The sequence below is a fragment of the Stenotrophomonas sp. STK16_22 genome, assembly GCF_051984505.1.
Lineage (GTDB): Bacteria > Pseudomonadota > Gammaproteobacteria > Xanthomonadales > Xanthomonadaceae > Stenotrophomonas > Stenotrophomonas maltophilia_A.
Genome location: NZ_CP196972.1, coordinates 1,717,476 through 1,737,788, shown reverse-complemented (window position 1 = coordinate 1,737,788; position 20,313 = coordinate 1,717,476). Strand labels below are relative to the sequence as shown.

At 67.4% G+C, this 20,313-nt stretch carries 18 protein-coding genes; 7 read left to right on the top strand and 11 right to left on the bottom strand.

The genetic code is table 11. From position 1 onward, the window contains the following. Positions 1-64: 64 nt before the first annotated feature. Positions 65-1,147, bottom strand: coding sequence for an ABC transporter ATP-binding protein (locus tag ACSYAO_RS08005; RefSeq protein ID WP_076739262.1), 1,083 nt, complete (start codon positions 1,145-1,147; stop codon positions 65-67). A 352-nt stretch (positions 1,148-1,499) separates the two neighbouring features. Here ACSYAO_RS08005 and zwf point away from each other — a divergent pair, with 352 nt between their 5' ends. From zwf to eda, 5 genes are all read left to right on the top strand, one after another. After that, a complete protein-coding gene (zwf, locus tag ACSYAO_RS08000; protein ID WP_005409072.1) occupies positions 1,500-2,936 on the top strand; it encodes a glucose-6-phosphate dehydrogenase in 1,437 nt (478 codons plus the stop codon). Beyond that, on the top strand, positions 2,933-3,940 hold the full coding sequence (glk, locus tag ACSYAO_RS07995) for a glucokinase (RefSeq protein ID WP_005412971.1): 1,008 nt from the start codon (positions 2,933-2,935) through the stop codon (positions 3,938-3,940). Before zwf ends, glk begins: the two co-directional genes overlap by 4 nt. Further along, complete coding sequence (gene pgl / locus ACSYAO_RS07990; RefSeq protein ID WP_076739263.1) at positions 3,937-4,659, top strand: 6-phosphogluconolactonase; 723 nt, start codon at positions 3,937-3,939, stop codon at positions 4,657-4,659. The genes glk and pgl overlap by 4 nt, the downstream gene beginning before the upstream one ends. A 58-nt stretch (positions 4,660-4,717) precedes the next feature. Continuing rightward, positions 4,718-6,634, top strand: a complete 1,917-nt coding sequence (gene edd / locus ACSYAO_RS07985; RefSeq protein ID WP_099562576.1) for a phosphogluconate dehydratase — start codon at positions 4,718-4,720, stop codon at positions 6,632-6,634. A 205-nt stretch (positions 6,635-6,839) separates the two neighbouring features. After that, on the top strand, positions 6,840-7,499 hold the full coding sequence (gene eda, locus ACSYAO_RS07980; RefSeq protein WP_049460644.1) for a bifunctional 4-hydroxy-2-oxoglutarate aldolase/2-dehydro-3-deoxy-phosphogluconate aldolase: 660 nt from the start codon (positions 6,840-6,842) through the stop codon (positions 7,497-7,499). A 332-nt stretch (positions 7,500-7,831) separates the two neighbouring features. Here the strand turns inward: eda and ACSYAO_RS07975 are convergent, their stop codons facing one another. The 3 genes from ACSYAO_RS07975 to ispG form a co-directional block, all read right to left on the bottom strand. Further along, positions 7,832-8,479 (bottom strand): response regulator, encoded by a 648-nt coding sequence (locus tag ACSYAO_RS07975; RefSeq protein WP_004153112.1) that lies wholly within the window; start codon positions 8,477-8,479, stop codon positions 7,832-7,834. Between the two features lie 201 nt (positions 8,480-8,680). Further along, the gene (locus tag ACSYAO_RS07970) at positions 8,681-9,430 is read right to left on the bottom strand and encodes a phosphatase PAP2 family protein (RefSeq protein WP_032128858.1); all 750 of its coding nucleotides are present in this window, start codon (positions 9,428-9,430) and stop codon (positions 8,681-8,683) included. Beyond that, complete coding sequence (gene ispG, locus ACSYAO_RS07965; protein ID WP_414574493.1) at positions 9,411-10,676, bottom strand: flavodoxin-dependent (E)-4-hydroxy-3-methylbut-2-enyl-diphosphate synthase; 1,266 nt, start codon at positions 10,674-10,676, stop codon at positions 9,411-9,413. Before ispG ends, ACSYAO_RS07970 begins: the two co-directional genes overlap by 20 nt. Before the next feature lie 114 nt (positions 10,677-10,790). On the opposite strand from ispG, the gene ACSYAO_RS07960 reads away from it, so the two are divergent. Further along, complete coding sequence (locus ACSYAO_RS07960; protein WP_032128856.1) at positions 10,791-12,017, top strand: ATP-binding protein; 1,227 nt, start codon at positions 10,791-10,793, stop codon at positions 12,015-12,017. Beyond that, positions 12,014-12,583: a response regulator transcription factor gene (locus tag ACSYAO_RS07955; RefSeq protein WP_012510702.1), complete on the top strand. Its 570-nt coding sequence runs from the start codon at positions 12,014-12,016 to the stop codon at positions 12,581-12,583. The genes ACSYAO_RS07960 and ACSYAO_RS07955 overlap by 4 nt, the downstream gene beginning before the upstream one ends. An 18-nt stretch (positions 12,584-12,601) precedes the next feature. Here the strand turns inward: ACSYAO_RS07955 and ACSYAO_RS07950 are convergent, their stop codons facing one another. From ACSYAO_RS07950 to panB, 7 genes are all read right to left on the bottom strand, one after another. Next, the gene (locus ACSYAO_RS07950) at positions 12,602-15,499 is read right to left on the bottom strand and encodes a type 2 lanthipeptide synthetase LanM family protein (protein WP_197655950.1); all 2,898 of its coding nucleotides are present in this window, start codon (positions 15,497-15,499) and stop codon (positions 12,602-12,604) included. A gap of 81 nt (positions 15,500-15,580) precedes the next feature. Beyond that, positions 15,581-15,787: a DUF6229 family protein gene (locus tag ACSYAO_RS07945; RefSeq protein ID WP_010484314.1), complete on the bottom strand. Its 207-nt coding sequence runs from the start codon at positions 15,785-15,787 to the stop codon at positions 15,581-15,583. A 316-nt stretch (positions 15,788-16,103) separates the two neighbouring features. After that, positions 16,104-17,618 (bottom strand): glucose-6-phosphate isomerase, encoded by a 1,515-nt coding sequence (gene pgi, locus ACSYAO_RS07940; RefSeq protein ID WP_197655951.1) that lies wholly within the window; start codon positions 17,616-17,618, stop codon positions 16,104-16,106. Further along, positions 17,615-17,995: an aspartate 1-decarboxylase gene (gene panD, locus ACSYAO_RS07935; protein WP_032128853.1), complete on the bottom strand. Its 381-nt coding sequence runs from the start codon at positions 17,993-17,995 to the stop codon at positions 17,615-17,617. Before panD ends, pgi begins: the two co-directional genes overlap by 4 nt. Before the next feature lie 87 nt (positions 17,996-18,082). Further along, entirely contained in the window at positions 18,083-18,580 is a 498-nt protein-coding gene (locus tag ACSYAO_RS07930) for a hypothetical protein (protein WP_197655952.1), read from the bottom strand. Positions 18,581-18,646: 66 nt separating this feature from the next. Then, entirely contained in the window at positions 18,647-19,486 is an 840-nt protein-coding gene (gene panC / locus ACSYAO_RS07925; protein WP_197655953.1) for a pantoate--beta-alanine ligase, read from the bottom strand. After that, positions 19,483-20,298 (bottom strand): 3-methyl-2-oxobutanoate hydroxymethyltransferase, encoded by an 816-nt coding sequence (panB, locus tag ACSYAO_RS07920; RefSeq protein WP_005416119.1) that lies wholly within the window; start codon positions 20,296-20,298, stop codon positions 19,483-19,485. The genes panC and panB overlap by 4 nt, the downstream gene beginning before the upstream one ends. Positions 20,299-20,313 lie beyond the last annotated feature (15 nt).

Below are 20,313 nucleotides of genomic sequence, written 5' to 3'. Positions count from 1 at the left end.
GTGCCGGCCGCTGGCCGGCAACCAAGCACGGTTGAGGCTGCCGACCAGCGGCCGGCCCTACCCGTTACAGGCGCTCGCCGGTTTCCGCGCTGAAGAAATGCAGGCCCTGCGGGTGGATCGCCACGCGGATCTGCTCGCCCACCGCCGGCAGCGCCTGCGGCGCCACGCGCATGGTCAGCGCGTGCTGGCCACTGCTCAGGTTGACGAAGATCTCGTTGCCGACCGGCTCGATGCCTTCGATGCGCGCGGTGAATGCATGCGTATCATCGGCGACCGCCGGTTGCAGGTGTTCCGGACGCACGCCCACCGCGATCGGCTTCTGCAGCCATGCCGGATCGATCGTGGCCTGGCCCAGCGGTGCACGCCACTCGCCGTCGACCACGGTCACGCCGCCGGCGTCGCCCTGCAGCGTGCCGCGCAGCACGTTCATCGCCGGGCTGCCGAGGAAGCCGGCCACGAACAGGTTGGCCGGGCGGTCGTACAGCGCCATCGGCGTATCGATCTGCTGGATGATGCCGTCCTTCAGCACCACGATGCGCTGGCCCAGGGTCATCGCCTCGACCTGATCGTGCGTCACGTAGATCATGGTGGTGCCCAGCTTGCGGTGCAGCTGCGCGATTTCGGTACGCACGCTGTGGCGCAGCTTGGCATCCAGATTGGACAGCGGCTCGTCGAGCAGGAACACCGCCGGCTCGCGCACCAGCGCCCGGCCCAGCGCAACACGCTGGCGCTGGCCGCCGGACATCGCCTTGGGCAGCTTGTCCATCATCTCGGTGAGGCCCAGCGTCTGCGCCGCCTCGGCGATGCGCTTGTCGATGGTGGCCTTGTCATGGCCGCGCAGCTTCAGGCCGAAGGCCAGGTTCTCGGCCACCGTCATGTGCGGGTACAGCGCGTAGCTCTGGAACACCATCGCGATGTCGCGATCCTTCGGCGCCACATCGTTGACCACGCGATCACCGATGGTCAGCGTGCCGCCGCTGATCTCTTCCAGGCCAGCCACCATCCGCAGCAGGGTCGACTTGCCACAGCCGGAGGGACCGACCAGCACCATCAGCTCGCCATCGGCGACCTCGAAGGTGGCGTCCTTCACCGCGACCTGGCCGTTGTCATAGACCTTGCGCACACCCTGCAACTGCACTTTTGCCATATCACCTATCCGGTCCGCCCGAAGCCGGGCTGTCTTTTGGGACTGCCTCGGCCCTCCCGATGGCAGTGATGATTGCGCGCTTGCCGCATGACGGCGAGCACTGCAATCGAATACAGTTGCCCATTCTGCCATGTAAACGTTTTCACGTGGCACTATCCGATGATCGGTGCGCACCGATCTGCGTCGGCGGTTGAACGAAGGTTCCGCCGGGGTAGTGGTTTCGAATGGAACGGTCTTCCGGTGCCCCGGAGAACGCCCCCAACGAACCTCGGACAGGCAGTTGCGCGGATGTCCCCCGAACCCAGCCATGAAGCGATTGACAACGATGTCACCCGGATCTGAAACTCGAGCGATGCACGACACCCTCTTCCTGTTCGGTGCCACAGGTGATCTGGCCCAGCGCTACCTGTTCCCTTCGCTGCTTCGCCTGCTTGGCGACGGCCTGCTGCCGGAGGACTTCCGCATCCGCGCACTGGCGTTGTCCGGGCATGACACCGAAGCCTTCCATGACATCCTGCGCCCGCGCCTGCAGCAGGCCATGCCGATGGCCTCGCAGGACGACATCAACGGCCTGCTGCGCCGCATCGACTACCGTTCGGTCGACCTGCGCGACGTCGACTCTGTCGCCGCCGCCGTCTCCGATCTGGTGCATCGCAAGTGCGTCAGCTACCTGGCCATTCCGCCGGGCCTGTACATCTCCACCTGCGAAGGCCTGGCCAAGGGTGGCGCCCTCGCCGCGCCGGCACGCCTGATGCTGGAGAAGCCGATCGGCAGCGACAGCGAGAGCGCCGAGGAAATCATCAGCACCATCGGCCAGTGGATCGACGAGGACCGTGTGTTCCGTCTCGACCACTACCTGGGCAAGGCGGCGGTGCAGAACCTGATCGCCCTGCGCTTCGGCAATACGCTGCTGGAAGCGGTATGGAACCGCAACTACATCGAATCGGTGCACATCCTGGTGGCCGAGAGCGAAGGCGTGGATGGCCGCGACGCCTACTACGCCCGCTCCGGCGCGCTGCGCGACATGGTGCAGAGCCACATCCTGCAGCTGCTGTGCATGGTGGCGATGGAGCCGCCGGCCTCGCTGGAAGCCGATCGCATCCGCGACGAGAAGGTCAAGGTGCTGCGCGCGCTGCGTCCGCTTGATGCCAGGCACGCCGCGCGTGACAGCATCCGCGGCCGCTACACCGCCGGTACCATCAACGGCCAGCCGGCGCAGGCCTACCAGCCGCCGGAAGGCAGCGACGTGGAAACCTTCGCCGGCGTCACCGCGCACATCGACAACTGGCGCTGGAGCGGCGTGCCGTTCCACCTGGTCACCGGCAAGCGCCTGCCCGAGCGCACCACCCGCGTGGTGGTCACGCTGAAGCCGGTCACCCACTGGCTGTTCGAGCGCCCGCAGCGCGCCCAGGCCGCACCGAACCGCCTGGTGTTCCAGCTGCAGCCGCAGGAGAACATCGAACTGGGACTGATGAGCAGCCTGGCCGGCCCGGAATGGGGCGCGCTGGAACTGCATCCGCTGGAACTGGAACTGTCGGTGCCGACCGGCCTGCATCGCCGCATCGCGTACGAACGCCTGTTCCTGGATGCGTTCAACGGCAACCACACCTTGTTCGTGCGTGACGACGAAGTGCGCGCCGCCTGGGCGTGGATCGACAGCGTGGCCGACGCCTGGAAGGAGGCCAAGCTGCCGCTGGAACCCTATCCCGCCGGCCAATGGGGCCCGAGCAACGCAACGGAGTTCCTGCCGCAGGGCGTGGACGCACCGGACAGCGAGGCGTCGGCATGAGTGCCAACTCGCAGCCGGTGCTGGTCGCCGACATCGGTGGCACCAACGCCCGCTTCGCCCTGGCCGACACCTCGCTGGACGCGCCATTGCTGAAGGAGAGCATCCGCGAGTACGCAGTGGCGGAGTTCCCGTCGCTTGGCGATGCCGCCCGCCATCACCTTGAGCAGATCGGCGCTGCCGCCAGCCGCGGCGTGTTCGCGGTGGCCGGCCGCGTAGACGGTGACGAGGCACGCATCACCAATCATCCGTGGGTGATCTCGCGCAGCCGCACCGCGGCGATGCTTGGTTTTGACGAGCTGCACCTGATCAACGACTTCGCCGCACAGGCAATGGCGATCTCGCTGCTGCAACCCGAGGACGTGGTCCAGGTCGGTGGCGCCGCCTGGGTCCCGGGCAAGCCGGGCCAGCCACGCAACTATGCGGTGATCGGGCCCGGTACCGGGCTCGGCGTCGGGGGCCTGATCCTGCGCCACGGCCGCTGCTACCCGCTGGAAACCGAAGGCGGCCATGTCAGCTTCCCGCCGGGAACGCCGGAGGAGATCCGCATCCTGGAGATCCTGTCCGAGCAATTCGGCCGCGTCTCCAATGAGCGCCTGATCTGTGGCCCCGGCCTGGTCAACATCCATCGCGCGGTGTGCGAGATGGCCGGTATCGACCCGGGCCAGCTGCAGCCGGTGGACGTGACCGCCCGCGCCCTGCATGGCGATCCGCAGGCAATGCGCACCGTCGATGTGTTCTGCGCCGTGTTCGGCGCCATTGCCGGCGACCTGGTACTGACCCAGGGCGCCTGGGACGGCGTGTTCCTCACCGGTGGACTGACCCCGAAGATGCTCGATTCGCTGCAGCACTCCGGGTTCCGCCAGCGCTTCGAACACAAGGGGCGGTTCTCTTCGATCATGGCGCGGGTGCCGTCGCTGGCCGTGATGCATCCCCATGCCGGACTGCTGGGCGCCGCCGCCTATGCCGCCGATGCCGAACGTGACGCACCTGGAGTTGCCGCATGAGCCCCACCTTCCACGACGACCGCGTCGAGTTCATCCACCACGGCGATGCCGACGGCTGGATCGAAGCGGTAGCCGCCGAGATGGCGCAGACCCTCAACCACGACATCAATGAAGTGGGCCGCGCCCGCATCCTGTTGTCCGGCGGCACCACGCCGGCACCGGTCTACCAGGCGCTGGCCGAACTGGACGTGCACTGGGACCGGGTTGAAGTGAGCCTGGCCGACGAGCGCTGGCTGTCGCCGCAGGATCGCGACAGCAACGCATGGCTGGTGCGCGAGCACCTGCTCAAGCGTGCCGAAGGTGCGCATTTCGATCCGCTGGTGCGCATCGGCAAGCCGCTGCAGGAATGCGTCTACACCGCCAACCTGCAGGCCCAGCACAGCCAGCCGCCGAGCCTGGTGGCACTGGGGATGGGCAACGATGGCCACACCGCCTCGCTGTTCCCGGGCTCGAAGGACCTGGCCCGCGCACTGGAAAGCGCCCTGCCCTATGCCGCGCTGGATGCCACCGGCTGCCCGGGCGCGAACCAGTGGCCGCTGCGCATCACGCTGACCCCGCAGGGGCTGCGCCAATGCCGCCAGCGCCTGCTGCTGCTGCGCGGCAAGCAGAAGCTGCAGGTGCTGCGCCAGGCGTTGGACAGCAACGACCCCCAGCAGTACCCGATCCTCAACGCGATCAACCTGGAAGGCGCGCGCCTGCGCGTCCACTGGGCTGATTGATGTCGGCGGCGGCGCCCTGCCGCCGCTTGCCTCTCGCCACCTTGAACGCCGGTAGCCAATGAGCCTCCATCCGCAACTGCAAGCCATCACTGAGCGCGTCATCCGCCGCAGCGCCGCCTCGCGTGCCGCCTACCTGGCCGCGATCGACGCCTCCCTGCGCGAAGGCCCGTTCCGCAGCCGCCTGAGCTGCGGCAACCTCGCCCACGGATTCGCCGCCTGTGGCGGCACCGACAAGAGCCGCCTGCGCGGCGGCGTAACGCCGAACCTGGGCATCATCACCGCCTACAACGACATGCTCTCGGCGCACCAGCCGTTCGAGACCTATCCCGAGCAGATCCGCGAGATCGCCCGCGAGCTCGGTGCTACGGCACAGGTGGCCGGCGGCGTGCCGGCGATGTGCGACGGCGTCACCCAGGGCCGCGGCGGCATGGAACTGTCGCTGTTCTCGCGCGATGTCATTGCCCAGGCCACGGCGATCGGCCTCAGCCATGACATGTTCGATACCACCGTCTACCTCGGCGTGTGCGACAAGATCGTGCCCGGCCTGCTGATCGGTGCGCTGGCCTTCGGCCACCTGCCGGCGGTGTTCGTGCCGGCCGGCCCGATGACCCCGGGCATCCCCAACAAGCAGAAGGCGGAAGTGCGCGAGCGCTATGCCGCCGGCGAAGCCACCCGCGAAGAGCTGCTGGAAGCCGAGTCCGCCTCGTACCACGGCGCCGGCACCTGCACCTTCTACGGCACCGCCAATTCCAACCAGGTGCTGCTGGAAGCAATGGGCGTGCAGCTGCCGGGCGCGTCGTTCGTCAATCCGGGCACGGCGCTGCGCGACGCGCTGACCCGCGAAGCGACCGAACGTGCACTGGACATCACCGCACTGGGCGACGACTTCCGTCCGCTGGGCCGGATCATCGACGAGCGCGCGATCATCAACGCCGTCATCGCGCTGATGGCCACCGGCGGTTCGACCAACCACACCATCCACTGGATCGCAGTGGCGCGTGCCGCCGGTATCGTGCTGACCTGGGACGACTTCGACGAACTGTCGCAGCTGATTCCGCTGCTGGCCCGCGTCTATCCGAACGGCGAGGCCGACGTGAACCGCTTCGCGGCCGCTGGCGGCCCGGCGTTCGTGTTTGGCGAGCTGATCAAGGCGGGCCTGATGCACGGCGATCTGGTCAGCGTGGCGCGCGGCGGCATGGCCGACTACGCACGCGAACCGCAGCTGCGCGATGGCCAGCTGGTCTACCTGCCGGGCCTGGAACGCAGCGCCGATGACGAAGTGGTGCGTGGCGTCGACAATCCGTTCGAGCACCAGGGCGGCCTGCGCCTGCTGCGCGGCAACCTCGGCAAGTCTCTGATCAAGCTGTCGGCGGTGAAGCCGCAGTACCGCACGATCGAAGCGCCGGCCGTGGTGGTCGATGCACCGCAGGTGCTGAACAAGCTGCACGCCGGTGGCCTGCTGCCGCAGGACTTCGTGGCGGTGGTGCGTTACCAGGGCCCGCGTGCCAACGGCATGCCCGAACTGCATTCGCTCGCGCCGCTGCTGGGACTGCTGCAGAACCAGGGCCGGCGCGTGGCGCTGGTCACCGACGGTCGCCTGTCCGGCGCCTCGGGCAAAATTCCGGCGGCGATCCACGTGACGCCGGAAGCGGCACGCGGCGGTCCGCTGGCCAAGGTCCGCGAGGGCGACATGATCCGCCTGGATGGCGAGGCTGGCACGCTGGAAGTGCTGGTGGACGCGGCCGAATGGGCGGCACGTCCGCTGGCGCCGAACACAGCACCGGCTGCGCATGACCTGGGCCGCAACCTGTTCGCGATCAACCGTCGCGTGGTGGGTCCGGCTGATCAGGGTGCGATTTCGATTTCGTGCGGGCCGGCGGCGGCTGATGGCGGGCCGTGGGAGTATGACGCGGAATATGAGCTGGGGCACGATGCCGCAGCGGCGGCGGCGCCGCATGAGGCGAAGGACGCCTGAAGCGAAAAGCCGCGGCAGGCTTCCCGGCCTGGGCAGTAGAGCGCCCTGGCCGGGACACGCCGTAAACCCATCCATGGGGGCTCGATCGCGGCATCCATGCCGCTCACGGTCCCGGCCAGGGCGCTCTACTGCCCTTGGACAATTCCCGGCGCGTCATTTGCGCTGCGGCCACTGAATCAAGAAGAGCAAAGGCAAGGGCAAAAGCATGGGTATCGAACAACATCAGGTGAAGGCGGCGGAGCTGTTGCATGCGGCGGGCATCTTGCCGGTGGTGACGATTCATACGCTGGACCAGGCGCGTGCAGTCAGCGCGGCGCTGCTGGAAGGTGGCTTGCCGGCGATCGAGCTGACCCTGCGTACGCCAGTGGCAATGGAAGCGCTGGCGATGCTCAAGCGTGAGCTGCCGGACGTGGTGGTGGGCGCCGGTACGGTGCTGACCGTGGAGCAGATGCAGCAGTCGATCGATGCGGGCGCGGACTTCCTGGTGACCCCGGGTACGCCACCGGCGCTGGCCGATGCACTGGCGGCGGCACCGCTGCCGGTAGTGCCGGGTGCGGCGACGCCGACCGAGCTGCTGTCGCTGTATGCGCGCGGCTTCCGCGTGTGCAAGCTGTTCCCGGCCACGGCCGTGGGCGGGCTGGCGATGATCAAGGGTCTGGCCGGCCCGGTCGCCGATCTCAAGCTGTGCCCGACCGGTGGCATCACCGAAAACACCGCCGCCGAATACCTGGAGCAGAAGAACGTGGTCTGCATCGGCGGTTCGTGGATGGTGCCGGGCAACTGGATCGCCGACGGCGCATGGGACAAGGTGCGCGCCAGCGCCGCCGACGCCGCGAAGATCATCAAGCGCGTGCGCGGCCACTGAGCCCGGCAAAGGGGTAGAGCCGAGCCCACGCTCGGCTCCGGCATCATCAAGGGTCAGAGCCCTTTCCCACCGGGAAAGGGATCCGACCCCGGGCGACGAGCGCACACAGCGCGCGACCCGCTCCTGCTCTTCCTTCTTCATTCCGCGGTGGACGCGCACGGAACCTGTCCGTGGCCCTGCGGAGGGATTGCGCAGGGGCGTAAGCGCCATGGATGGCGCGCCCGAGCCTCCAGGGATGGATTCGTGGGGTTGGCCCTGCGCAATCCCTCCGCAGGGCCAACCCCACGAATCCTGCCGCACACCGCGAGGGGCTCAGCCGTTGGCCGAAACCCTTACAGCGGCCGTGCCGGATCCACCAGCCCGTACTGGCTCGCCATCCGCGCCAACGCGATGTTGTCGTGGATCCCCATCTTCTCGAACAACCGCGCCTTGTGCGTGTTCACCGTCTTCGCACTCAGGCTCAGCCGCCGCGCGATGTCTTCCTGGCGCAGGCCCTGGGTCAGCAGCAGTGCCACTTCCAGCTCGCGCGGGGACAGGCTGTCGAACGGCGAACCGTTGCCTTCCACCGTCGACAGCGCCAGGTTCTGCGCGATGCTGGTGCCCAGGTAACGGCGGCCACCGGCCACGTCACGCACTGCGCGCAACAGCTCCTGCGCATCGCAGCCCTTGCCGATGTAACCGGCGGCGCCAGCCTCGAGCAGCCGCTTCGGCAGCGGGCCATCTTCCAGCACCGACACGATCACCACGCGGGTATTGCGGTGGCTGCGGACGATGCGCTCGGTCACTTCCATGCCGCTCACACCCGGCAGATGCAGGTCACACAGCACCACATCGGGCAGCAGCTGGCGGACTTCACGCAGCGCGTCTTCGCCGGTCTCGGCTTCGCCCACCACCTCGATGTCGGTTTCCCCCGACAGAATCATCTTCATCCCGGTGCGGACCAGCGCGTGGTCATCCACCAGGTAGACTCGAATCGTCATTCACGTACCTCTTCGAATGCGGCCATTGCAGGTCAAGCTAGGCAGGGTGCCGATACCCCTGCAAGCGCGTTCGGAATGCGACCCCGGCAATCTGCCTTGCGCATCACACTACCGCGCGTTGTGCTTGCCCCCTGTCTTGCAGAACCTGCTGCAACGAAACAACTGATCTATCACGTAGACGTCCCTCAAGGGCCATCCACGTCAATCCCCCTGTGATGATGCTTCGCTGGCCTTCGCTGGCGGCGAGCCGTGACGTCGCCATGGGTGCCGGCGACTGAACATGACCAGATAGCACCCTACCACCCAAACCAGCGCGGCACACCATCCGGCCAGGATATCGGAGGGGTAATGCACCCCCAGGTAGACCCGGGACACGCTGACCAGCAGGCTGAATGCCGGTGCCAGCAGCAGCACCGGCCAGCGCCAGCGGGTGTTCCAGGCCAGCAGCACCAGGGTCACTGCCAGGGTCATCGAGCCCATCGCATGGCCGCTGGGGAAGCTGAACGTCGATTCCGGCGCGATCGATTCCCACAGGCTGGGGCGCTGGCGCTGGAAGAAGTGCTTGCTGCCCATGTTCAGCAGCGCAGAGCCGACGAAGCTGACCGCCACGAAGGTCGCCTCGCGCCACCGCCGGTAGCCCAGCAGCACGCCGATGATCAGCACGTCGGCCGGGATCAGGAACCATTCGTAGCCCAGTCTGGAAATGAGCACGAAGAAGCGGTCCAGCAGCGGCGAATGCAGGCCATGCATCTGCCACAGCAGCGGCGCATCGAAATGGAACGATTCAAACTCGTGCACCTCGTCAGCCAGGGCGACGAAGCCGGCCAGCGGCAGCAGCACGCCACCGAACAGCAGGACCAGGCGCCAGGCATTGCGCGCCATCCAGTGGCGGAAGCCGGAGGCGGACTCCGGTGCAGCGAGGATCGCAGGCTTATCCGGCGCTTCGGACATACGTGTGTTCGACGTAATCGTCGATCAGGGCGACGAATTCCTGGGCGATGTTCTCGCCACGCAGGGTCACCTTCTTTTCGCCATCGACGAACACCGGCGCTGCAGGCGTTTCACCCGTGCCGGGCAGCGAGATGCCGATATTGGCATGGCGCGACTCACCCGGTCCGTTGACGATGCAGCCCATCACCGCCAGGGTCATGTTCTCCGCACCCGGGTGGTGGATCTTCCACAGCGGCATCTTCTCGCGCACGTGGTTCTGTACCACCTTGGCCAGCTCCTGGAAGAACTCGGAGGTGGTGCGGCCGCAGCCCGGGCAGGCCGTGACCAGCGGCGTGAAGGCGCGCTGGCCGGTGGTCTGCAGCAGCTCCTGGGCGACGATCACTTCCTGCGTACGCGACTGGCCCGGTTCCGGGGTCAGCGAGATGCGGATGGTGTCACCGATGCCCTCCTGCAGCAGCACGCTCAGCGCCGCGGACGAGGCGACGATGCCCTTGCTGCCAATTCCGGCCTCGGTCAGGCCCAGGTGCAGGGCGAAATCCGAGCGCTGGGCCAGGTCGCGGTACACCGCGATCAGCTCCTGCACGCCACTGACCTTGGCCGACAGTACGATGCGGTCGCGCGGCAGGCCGAGCTCCACCGCCTGCTCTGCCGAATCCAGCGCCGAGCGGATCAGCGCCTCGCGCAGCACGCGGCCGGCGTCCCACGGCTGCTCACGCAGGTTGTTCTCGTCCATCAGCTTTGCCGCCAGGGCCTGGTCCAGCGAGCCCCAGTTGGCACCGATGCGCACCGGCTTGTTGTAGCGGATCGCGAACTCGATCAACTGGGCGAACTGCAGGTCCTTCTTCTTGCCGAAGCCGACATTGCCCGGGTTGATGCGGTACTTGGCCAGCGCTTCGGCACAGGCCGGTTCGGCGGTCAGCAGCTGATGGCCGTTGTAATGGAAGTCACCGATCAGCGGCACGTCGATGCCCATCATCGCCAGCTTGTCGACAATGCGCGGGATCGCCGCAGCCGCTTCCACGGTATTGACGGTCAGCCGCACCATTTCCGAACCCGCACGCCACAACTCGGCCACCTGCTTCACGCTGGAGGCCACGTCGGAGGTATCGGTGTTGGTCATCGACTGCACCACGACCGGCTTGCCTCCGCCTACGGTGACCCCGCCGATCTGGACGGCATGGGTCTGGCGGCGGGGCCAGGCAGTGGCATCGGAAGGGGGCGTCGGGCGGGTAACGGCGTCGTGCATGGGCGCATTCTACCGCCCGCCTCCGCATTCCGGGTGACTCGCATTCAGCCGGCGGCACGGCTGCGGCCGATTGTCGCAGGCACGGTCACGCGTGAACGCATACGATGAGCGTGAATGACCGGTCCCGACGCCCCGTTTCTCCGAACCCTGTGCAGCCTGCGCTGGCTTGCCGTAGGTGGCCAGGCCGCCACCATCCTGGTTGCCACCTGGGTGCTGGGCCTGCCGTTGCCGCAACTGCCATTGTGGGCGGGCGTGGCCGTGCTGACCCTGTTCAACATCTACACCCAGCTGCGCCCGGAGGCGGCCGACACCGCGCCACTGACCGCGTTCGGCCACATTCTGGTGGACGTGATCATCCTGACCTGGATGGTGGGCTGGAGTGGCGGCATGGCCAACCCGTTCAGTTCGCTGTTCCTGATCCTGATCGCGCTCGCCGCGTTCGCCCTGCCCCTGCGCTGGGCACTGGCGGTGGCGCTGGCCTGCCTGCTCGGCTACGCCGCCAGCGGCATCTTCGGCCAGTCGCTGCCGGATGGCTATTTCCGCGCCCAGGACCTCAACCGCTGGGGCGTGGTCGCCAATTTCCTGATTTCCGCAGCGGTCGTGCTGACCTTTTCCACCCGCCTGGCACTGGCGCTGCGCCAGCGCGAACTGGAACTGTCGGCCCTGCGCGAACGCTTCGCCCGCAACGAGGGCATCGTCGCCCTGGCCACCCATGCCGCCTCGGTGGCGCATGAACTGAACACGCCGCTGGCGACCATGACCCTGCTCGCCGATGACGTCGCCGAGCGCAGCGAAGAGCCCGAAGTACGCGAAGACATGGAAACCCTGCGCGAGCTGCTGGTGCAGTGCCGCGAGCGCGTGCTGGCGCTGGCCGCACCGGCCTCGGCCGATGCACCGGGTCGCAGCCACTCCAGCGCCCAGCAGGTACTGGAACAGTGGCGCCTGGTGCGGCCGACCATCGACCTGCATCGCAATGACGATGCGCCGCTGCGGCTACCACTCGACCCGGGCGTGGGCCATCTGCTGATGGTCCTGCTCAACAATGCCGCCGATGCCGGCGAGCAGGCCGGCCGGCCGCGCGTGGACCTGGACCTGCGCATCGAAGGCGACGACCTGATCGGCGAAGTCCGCGACTACGGCCACGGCTTCGACGCCCGTGCCGCGGTGCTGCCGGGCAAGCTGTTCGGCAGCAGCAAAAGCGAGGGCATGGGCGTCGGCCTGGCCCTGTCCCATGCCACCATCGAACGCCTCGACGGCGAGATGTGGATGCGCCCGGCCCAGGGGGCCGGCAGCCGCGTCGGCTTCCGCCTGCCGCTGACCCCACGTGAGGACACCCCATGAGCCTTCATCACTCCACCCTGGGCCTGCTGGTCGACGACGACGAGCTGTACCTGCGTACCCTGCAGCGCAGCCTGGCCCGCAAGGGGCTTGAAACGCAGACCGCACAGGATGCCGCCAGTGCGCTGGCGCTGGCCCGCCAGCATCCGCCGGCGTTCGCGCTGATCGACCTGAAGCTGGGCAGCGATTCCGGCCTGGCACTGATCCAGCCGCTGCGTGCCCTGCGCGCGGACATGCGCATCCTGCTGGTGACCGGCTATGCGAGCATCGCCACCGCGGTGGAGGCGATCAAGCTCGGTGCCGACGACTACCTGCCGAAGCCGGCCACGGTGCCGATGATCCTGCGCGCGCTCGGCGAGGAAGACGACGGCCCGGCCGATGATGGTGAAATGGAAGTGCCTGATGCGATGACGCCGATCAGCCGCCTGCAGTGGGAACACATCCAGCAGGCGATGCACGAGACCGGCGGCAACGTGTCCGCAGCCGCCCGCCTGCTCGGCATGCACCGGCGTTCACTGCAGCGCAAGCTGGCCAAGCGGCCGAGCCCGGAACGCGATCCCAGCCGTTGATCGCCGGACCCGTCCGGCTCAGACCTCGGCCAGCACTGCTCGGTCCTGCGCGGCGCTGGAGCGCGACGCCGACGCATCGACCCGCGCCGCTACCGTCTCCTGCAGCAGCGGCGACGGCAGCGTGCAGGCCGGATGCATGCGCAGGAAGCCATAGATCGTACCTGCCAGACCGATCATCAGGCCCGGAGTAAAGGCCGCGCGGGTCAACCCGCCGACCATGCCCTGGTGCTCCTCGATCGAAGAAACGATCTCGATGGCGGCCTCATCCTGCGGATAGGGACATCCCTCCGGATCCAGCGCAGCCGCAAGAACCAGCAGCTCCCGGGTGGACACATCGCCGTGGCACAGGGTGTGGCTGAACCCCCATTTGCCGCGCGCGTCGGCCACAGCCCGCCGCATGTCACGCAGCTGCGCGGGATCGCCGGTGCGGGCATACAGATCCGCCGCCGCCAGACCGATGCCGACGCTGCCATGGCACCAGGTCGGGAAGTTCTTCTGCCCGTCTTCCAGGTGGATATCGCGCCAGCGCCCGGTATACGACTCGAACAGCGCCGCCTGGAACGCAAAGGCTCCTTCGGCCAGCTGCCGCCAGGCGGCCCGCTCAGGCACACTGCCGGCATCCGAACGCGCCAGCCGTGCCAGCGCCCAGCCCATGCCCATCGCGCCGTGGCCGAAGCCACCAATCGGCTCGCGGAACTGTGGCGTCGGCCAGCGCGCACCGTCCGTGTCGACGATCGCAGCATCCTGCAGGCGACGTCCCGCTGCGGCCGCCAGCTCCAGCCAGCGCGCGTTTCCGGTAGCCCCGGCCAGCGACAACAACGGCAGGATCATGCCGGACACGCCATCAATCAGTTCGAACTTCGTCGCCTCCTGGAATCCGCGACGCTCTGCGGCTTCTGCGCAGCGCTCCGCCAGCGCCAGCAGCGCCGGTCGCTGCAACAGGTCGTTCAATGCCAGCAATGTCCAGATCTGCGAACCGGTTCCGACGAATCCACCATCGATCTCGGCGGGATGCCGCTCACACATGGTCTGGAACACCGCGAGGGCGCCATCGATGGCCGGGGCCAGCCCCACTACCGGGTCGGCACGCCCCTGCTCCACTTCCCGGCAGTAGGCCGCCAGTGCGAACGCAATGCCTCCCAGCCCGAAATACAGGTCGGGCTGCACCGGCTGGACGGTCCATCCGGTACGGGTCACCTCGGGCGTGATCCAGGTCATCGAACCGTCTTCGCCGTGCACCGCCAGCCGCAGCAGGCTCTCCACCGCGCGCGCGGCCAGCGTGCGACGGCGTGCATCCAGGTCGTCCGCACGCGGATGCTGTGCTGCATAGCTGTGGCCGGATCTAGCCTCGGCGCGGGCCAGCGCATGCTGGTTCAGGTCGGTGGCTACCAGCGTGCTGCGGATGGTCACGTCTTCCAGGTCGATGCGCATCGCACGCCAGTTGTCGGTGATGGAGCGGATGCGGGCCGCGTCCAGCTGCGATGCGAAGATCGGAATGTCACCGTGGCGCAGGTCGTCCACTTCGCCGCGCACGGTCTCCAGGTCCGATGGCGCGGCCGGTGACACCGCCGCATTGCGCACCAGCAGGTCGATCGCGCGTTCAACCGCCTGGGCTTCGTTGTGCAGCGATGCCGGATGCCAGAGCATTCGCCCGAGCTCGGCGTACGCCATGGTCGGCCGCCGCACATCGCGCACCTGGCAGCCCTCGAAAGCCGCCAGGAGCGGCATCAGTTCACCCTTCGCATCGAGCGCGCGCAGGCGCCCACTGGCGTCGATGAAGCCCTCGCTGATGTGATCCCAGTACAACGACACATCGGGCTGCGCGCTGGGATGATTCTGCGCAACGGAGACCTCGGCCTCAACCATGCCCAAGCGGGCCGGTTCCGTCCCATCCTCGACAATCACCGGCACCTGTACCCGCGGCTGCTCGCCCGGCAGTGCGCCGGCTGCGGACAGATCCACGCCTTCCATGCCCAGGCCGGCAGTACGGAATGGCACGATTCCGGTACGCAGCACTGAATTACGCATCAGCTTGACGGCGGTGTCGTACGCATCGCCAAGCCCTGATGGCTCGATGTCGATTACCCGGGAGAACACGCTTTCGGCGTCGACCACAACCGGCACCGGCCCGACCGCGATCAGATTCTCCAGATGGATGTCGGTGCCACCGACCAGGCGCAGGATTGCCAGCCAATGGCCAAGACCGCGGTAGTAGGCACGCAGTTCAAGGTCATCGGCACAGTAGCGGTGCGCGGCGAAGGCGGCCCAGCCGTGGCTGCCACGATCAATCACCTTCGGCACGCATACGCGGTCAGGGCCGTCACCGAAGACCGTGGACAACAGGCCATCAAGCGTCGCATCGATGCGCAATGAGCGTGGCTTGTACATCACCGTGCCGCCATCGAACTGCAGCCGTGCCACAGTCCGGCCGCCACCATGCAGGTCACCGCGTCCCAATGCAACGGCATGCAGCGTGCCCGCCGGCGCACCCAGCAACTCTGCCAGCGCCGCACGATCGCTGCCGATGCGAACAGCGAGCTCCACCACAGCCGCACATTGTCCTACGAGCATGCGCGTCAGGCGCGGCAGCAGCACCGGATAGCGTCGCTGCAGATGCGTGCGGAAGCCCTCGCTGGTGGCCAGGGCAACGAATTCGTCCAGCACCCCAGCGCTGTCAAGCGGGCCGATGTCACCGCTGCGCGCAGCGGCGTGCAGTTCCAGCAGCAGCACGCGGTTGAGCTTGAGCTGGGCATGCTCACGCAGTGCCGCATCGCCCCGTGCATGCAGCAGATCGCGCTCGCCAGGCTGCAGAGCAATGGCGGGATCATGCAGGCCGGCAACCAGCGCAGCGCGCGCCTGGGCAAGGAAATGTTCGGTGATGCACGCAAACGCGGCCGCAGCCGGAGAAGCGGTCATTACGCCCCCTGCGAGATATCGAGAGTCTGTTCCAGTCGCCGGCACGCAGCTGCATGCCTCTGCGTGCCGGCTCGGGTTACATCAGCAACACAGGCAGTGGTTGATCACCGATACCGTGGTGGTGCACTCGTTGGTGCCCCCGGTGATCATGGTGTCCGAAGCTCCGGTGAGGGCCGCTTCGGTGGCTGCCGCACCGTAGATGAACAGCGAACCCGCAGGGTTGGCACACCCATCCACATCGTCCGAGCCATTGAGCCAGCCGGACACAACATCGTCGTTCAGATCCATTCGCAATCTCCTGTCATTCACAACATGAGGCGTTGAGGACATGGATCGATTCCACGTCCCTTCGGATACGGCCAGTCCCTGGCATCAACATCATGCTGCGAGCGATACTGGATGACAGGTACAGCCGCCCGTGCACACTGCATCCGCGTGTGAAGTGCGTCAAGCTGCGCTGCGGCAGGGCGCACGAATACGCTGCACGTGAAGTACGGAGGTGACGTGGAATGAGTGGCCGCGCCGCCATTCCTGCGCGACCGGATCGAAGGCAACCGGAGAGGCATCGGATGGCCGGCGGGCGCCGGCACATCCGCAGCCCGGGTCAGCCCTTCAGCTGCGCCAGGATCTCGCGGGTCATCGGATCGGCAATCGCCACATCCTCACCCTGCAGCGCCGGCAACAGGCCACTGGCCAACTGCTTGCCAAGCTCGACACCGAACTGGTCGAAGGCATTGATGTTCCAAATCACCGACTGCACGTACACGGCGTGTTCGTACATGGCGATCAGCGCACCCAGCGCCTGCGGGGTCAGCGCGTCGAGCAGGATCAGCGTGCTCGGGCGGCCGCCCGGGTAATCACGGTGCGGGTCGTCGCTGCTCTGGCCATTGGCCAGTGCTTCGGTCTGCGCCAGCAGATTGGCCAGCAGGGCCTGATGATTGATCGTGTAGGGATCGTCGTTGTGCACGCAGCCGATGAAGTCGGCCGGAACGATGCTGGTGCCCTGATGCAGTGCCTGGAAGAAGCTGTGCTGCACATCGGTGCCCGCGCCGCCCCACCACACCGGCACGGTGTCGGTGGTGACCGGCTGGCCGTCACGCTGCACGCGCTTGCCCAGGCTTTCCATCACCAGCTGCTGCAGGTAGGCCGGCAGCAGCGCCAGGCGCTGGTCGTAAGTCATCACCGCATGCGTGGCATGGCCCAGCACGTTGCGGTTCCAGATGTCGGTCAGGCCGTGCAGCACCGGCAGGTTGCGCTCCAGCGGTGCATCCAGCGCGTGCGCATCCATCTGCGCGGCGCCGTCCAGCAGCTGCTCGAAGCGCTCGAAGCCGATCGCAAGCGCGATCGGGAAACCAACGGCCGACCACAGCGAATAACGGCCACCGACCCAGTCCCACATCGGCAGTACGCGATCGGCAGCGATCGCGAAGGCCTTGGCGGCACGTTCCGGATTGGCACTGACCGCGTACAGGCGCTCGCTGCCACCCAGCCAGTCGTGCAGGATCTGGCCGTTGAGCAGGGTTTCCTGGGTACCGAAGGTCTTGGAGATGAGGATGCCGGCGGTCTTCGCCGGATCCAGCGTGGCCAGTGTGCGCTGCATGGCGGCGCCGTCCACGTTCGATACGAAATGCACGCGCAGGCGCGCGCCGGTGACCGGGCGCAACGCATCGGCGACCAGGCGCGGACCGAGATCGGAACCACCGATGCCGACGCTGACCACGTCAGTGACGCCGCTGTCTTCCAGCGCACGCACCAGCACGCCCATGCGCTGGCGGATGTCGCGCGCGGTGGCATAGGCCTCGGCCGCCACCGGCGCATCGACCACGTCGCCGCGCAGCGCGGTATGCAGCGCGGCGCGACCTTCGGTCAGGTTGACCTGCTCGCCACGGAACAAGCGGGTGATGGCACCACCGACATCACGGTCGGCGGCCAACGTGAGCAGGGCCTGCAACGCCGCGGCATCGTATTTCTGCCGCGCGAAATTGATATACAACGGACCGACCCGCAGCGCCAGGTCCTGCACGCGGCCGGGTTCGGCGGCGAGCAGGCTGGGAATGCTTGCGCCCTTCAGGCGCTGGGCGTGGGAATGCAGCGAGTCGAATCCGTTGTTCGTTGTCATGCGGCCTGGGTCGGGATCGTGTCGTTGGTGTGGGAGATCTGGTTCTTGCCATCAACGTACACCAGCTTCGGCTTGAAGCTGTCAGCTTCCTGCTCGGTCATGCTGGCGAACGCGGCGATGATGATGATGTCACCGACCTGCACGTGGCGCGCAGCACCACCGTTGAGCGAGACAACGCCGCTGCCGGCTTCGGCACGGATGGCGTAGGTCGAGAAGCGCGCACCGTTGGTCACGTCCCAGATGTGCACCTGCTCGAACTCGCGGATGCCGGTGGCAGCCAGCAGGTTGTCATCGATGGCGATCGAGCCTTCGTAGTTCAGCTCGGAATGGGTGACGGTGGCGCGGTGGATCTTGGTCTTGAGCAGGGACAGGTGCATGGGGGCGCTGCAACGGCAAAGGAAAGAGCGGATTCTAGCACCCGCTTGGCCATCGTCACGGGGCCGCAGCAGGACGCTGAAGGCTGTTCAGGCCCCCTCCCCCGGCGGCGGCGGCGCGGCATGCCCGGAACTGCCCTCCAGAGACAGCCGGAACACCGTATGGAAGGCCAGCCCGGCGACCAGGCCGAAGCCACCTGCGGCCAGCACCTGCAAGGCATAGCTGATCACGTCGAAGGTGTCGACATAGCGCAGGCGCTGCAGCAGCGGACCACTGTCCGCGCCCGGCCAGGTGCAGGTGGCCATGGCCAGCGCGCCCAGCCCGAAGCCGACCAGCACGAATCCAGTCCGGCGCAGCCGCTGTTGAGACTGCAGGATCAGCGCCATCGGCAGCAACACCGCGATCGCATTGCACACGGCCAGCACGAACATCAGCCCACCGCCGGTGAGCGCAGGCATCGGCGTGCGCCTGAATTCAAGCGCGAACAACAGCCCGCCAAACAGCTGGGCCGGCAGCATGCCGGCGGCCAGCACCGCCAGGATCGAGGCCTGGGCAAGACGGCCAGTATCGGTGCTGGGGGTCTTCATTTCCGGTCTCCCGTCCGTGGGAAGTCGAGAGGCGCCCGTTGCGGGCGCCCCGGAGCCGCATGCGGCTCAGAACTCCAGGTTGTCGATCAGGCGCGTGCTGCCCAGGCGTGCGGCGATCAGCGCCACGCGGCCACCGCCGTCGAAGGTCGGCTCGGCCAGTTCCGGCGTGCGCAACACGGCGTAGTCGACCTGGAAACCGGCCGCCTGCAATGCCGCCGTGGCGTCGGCCTCGATGCGATCACGTGCCTGCCCGGCCACGTAGCCTTCGCGCATGCCCAGCAGGGTACGGTGGATGGTGGTCGCAAGCGGGCGCTGTTCGGCGCTCAGGTACTGGTTGCGCGAGCTCTTGGCCAGGCCATCCTCGTCGCGCACGATGTCCGCACCGACGATCTGGATCGGGAACGACAGTTCGGCCACCATCTGCTTGATGACGGCCAGCTGCTGGTAGTCCTTGCGGCCAAACACGGCCACATCCGGCTGCACCTGCAGGAACAGGCGCGCCACCACCGTGCACACGCCATCGAAGTGCCCCGGACGGCTGGCGCCTTCCAGCACTTCACTCACGCCCGGCGCGTGCATGCGCGTGGTCTTGTCCACCCCCAGCGGGTACATCACCTCGACGCTGGGCAGCCACACCGCATCGCAGCCGGCCTGCTCCAGCCCGGCCACGTCGGCCTCGGGCGTGCGCGGGTAGCGGCTGAAATCCTCGTTCGGCCCGAACTGGGTCGGGTTGACGAAGATGCTCGCCACCACCTTGTCGGCGTACTGGCGGGCCAGGGTCACCAGCGAATGGTGACCCCCATGCAGGTTGCCCATGGTCGGCACCAGCGCCACGCGCAGGCCCTCGCGCTTCCACTGGGCGATCTGCCCGCGCAGTGCGCCGAGCTCGTTGAAGGTCTGGATCATTGGGCGTAGGCGTGCTGTTCGTCGGGGAAGCTGCCGTCGCGCACGGCGTCGGCATAGGCGCGGGTGGCACCGGCCACCGAACCGCCTTCGGCAAGGAAATCCTTGACGAACTTGGGACGGCGATGACCACTGTCCAGGCCGAGGAAATCATGCAGCACCAGCACCTGGCCATCGCACTGCGGGCCTGCGCCAATGCCGATGGTCGGCACATCCACCGCAGCGGTCACTTCGGCGGCGACCGGAGTCGGCACGCATTCGAGCACCATGATGCTGGCGCCGGCAGCGGCCACAGCCTTGGCATCTTCCACCAGCTGGCGCGCGGCATCGCCACGACCCTGGATCTTGAAGCCGCCCAGTCGCAGCACCGACTGCGGGGTCAGGCCCAGATGCGCGCAGACCGGAATCTCGCGCTCCACCAGGTAGCGGATGATGTCGACCTTGAAGCCGGCACCTTCGATCTTGACCATCTCGGCGCCGGCCTGCAGCAGCTGCAACGAGGCATCCAGCGCGCGCTCCGGGGTGGCATCGGCGCCGAACGGCAGGTCGGCCACCAGCAACGCACGCTGCAGCACGCGGGCCACGGCGCGGGTGTGGTAGACCATGTCGGCCACGGTCACCGGCAAAGTCGAATCATGGCCCTGCACGACCATGCCCAGCGAATCGCCGATCAGGATCAGGTCGACGCCGTTGGCATCGAAAGTGCGGGCGAAGCCGGCGTCGTAGGCGGTCAACATGACCAGCTTCTGGCCATTGCGCTTGGCCTCGGCCAGGGCGGGAACGGTCCAGGGCTTGCTGTCTGCGTGGGTGCTCATGTGCTGATAACCGGG

Coding starts and splice junctions, on each gene's coding strand:
- edd (WP_099562576.1), top strand. CDS start 4,718: ATGAGCCTCCATCCGCAACTGCAAGCCATCACTGAGCGCGTCATCCGC.
- panC (WP_197655953.1), bottom strand. CDS start 19,486: ATGATCCAGACCTTCAACGAGCTCGGCGCACTGCGCGGGCAGATCGCC.
- ACSYAO_RS08005 (WP_076739262.1), bottom strand. CDS start 1,147: ATGGCAAAAGTGCAGTTGCAGGGTGTGCGCAAGGTCTATGACAACGGC.
- ispG (WP_414574493.1), bottom strand. CDS start 10,676: ATGCACGACGCCGTTACCCGCCCGACGCCCCCTTCCGATGCCACTGCC.
- ACSYAO_RS07970 (WP_032128858.1), bottom strand. CDS start 9,430: ATGTCCGAAGCGCCGGATAAGCCTGCGATCCTCGCTGCACCGGAGTCC.
- ACSYAO_RS07955 (WP_012510702.1), top strand. CDS start 12,014: ATGAGCCTTCATCACTCCACCCTGGGCCTGCTGGTCGACGACGACGAG.
- glk (WP_005412971.1), top strand. CDS start 2,933: ATGAGTGCCAACTCGCAGCCGGTGCTGGTCGCCGACATCGGTGGCACC.
- pgl (WP_076739263.1), top strand. CDS start 3,937: ATGAGCCCCACCTTCCACGACGACCGCGTCGAGTTCATCCACCACGGC.
- zwf (WP_005409072.1), top strand. CDS start 1,500: ATGCACGACACCCTCTTCCTGTTCGGTGCCACAGGTGATCTGGCCCAG.
- ACSYAO_RS07945 (WP_010484314.1), bottom strand. CDS start 15,787: ATGGATCTGAACGACGATGTTGTGTCCGGCTGGCTCAATGGCTCGGAC.
- panD (WP_032128853.1), bottom strand. CDS start 17,995: ATGCACCTGTCCCTGCTCAAGACCAAGATCCACCGCGCCACCGTCACC.
- ACSYAO_RS07950 (WP_197655950.1), bottom strand. CDS start 15,499: ATGACCGCTTCTCCGGCTGCGGCCGCGTTTGCGTGCATCACCGAACAT.
- ACSYAO_RS07975 (WP_004153112.1), bottom strand. CDS start 8,479: ATGACGATTCGAGTCTACCTGGTGGATGACCACGCGCTGGTCCGCACC.
- eda (WP_049460644.1), top strand. CDS start 6,840: ATGGGTATCGAACAACATCAGGTGAAGGCGGCGGAGCTGTTGCATGCG.
- panB (WP_005416119.1), bottom strand. CDS start 20,298: ATGAGCACCCACGCAGACAGCAAGCCCTGGACCGTTCCCGCCCTGGCC.
- ACSYAO_RS07930 (WP_197655952.1), bottom strand. CDS start 18,580: ATGAAGACCCCCAGCACCGATACTGGCCGTCTTGCCCAGGCCTCGATC.
- pgi (WP_197655951.1), bottom strand. CDS start 17,618: ATGACAACGAACAACGGATTCGACTCGCTGCATTCCCACGCCCAGCGC.
- ACSYAO_RS07960 (WP_032128856.1), top strand. CDS start 10,791: ATGACCGGTCCCGACGCCCCGTTTCTCCGAACCCTGTGCAGCCTGCGC.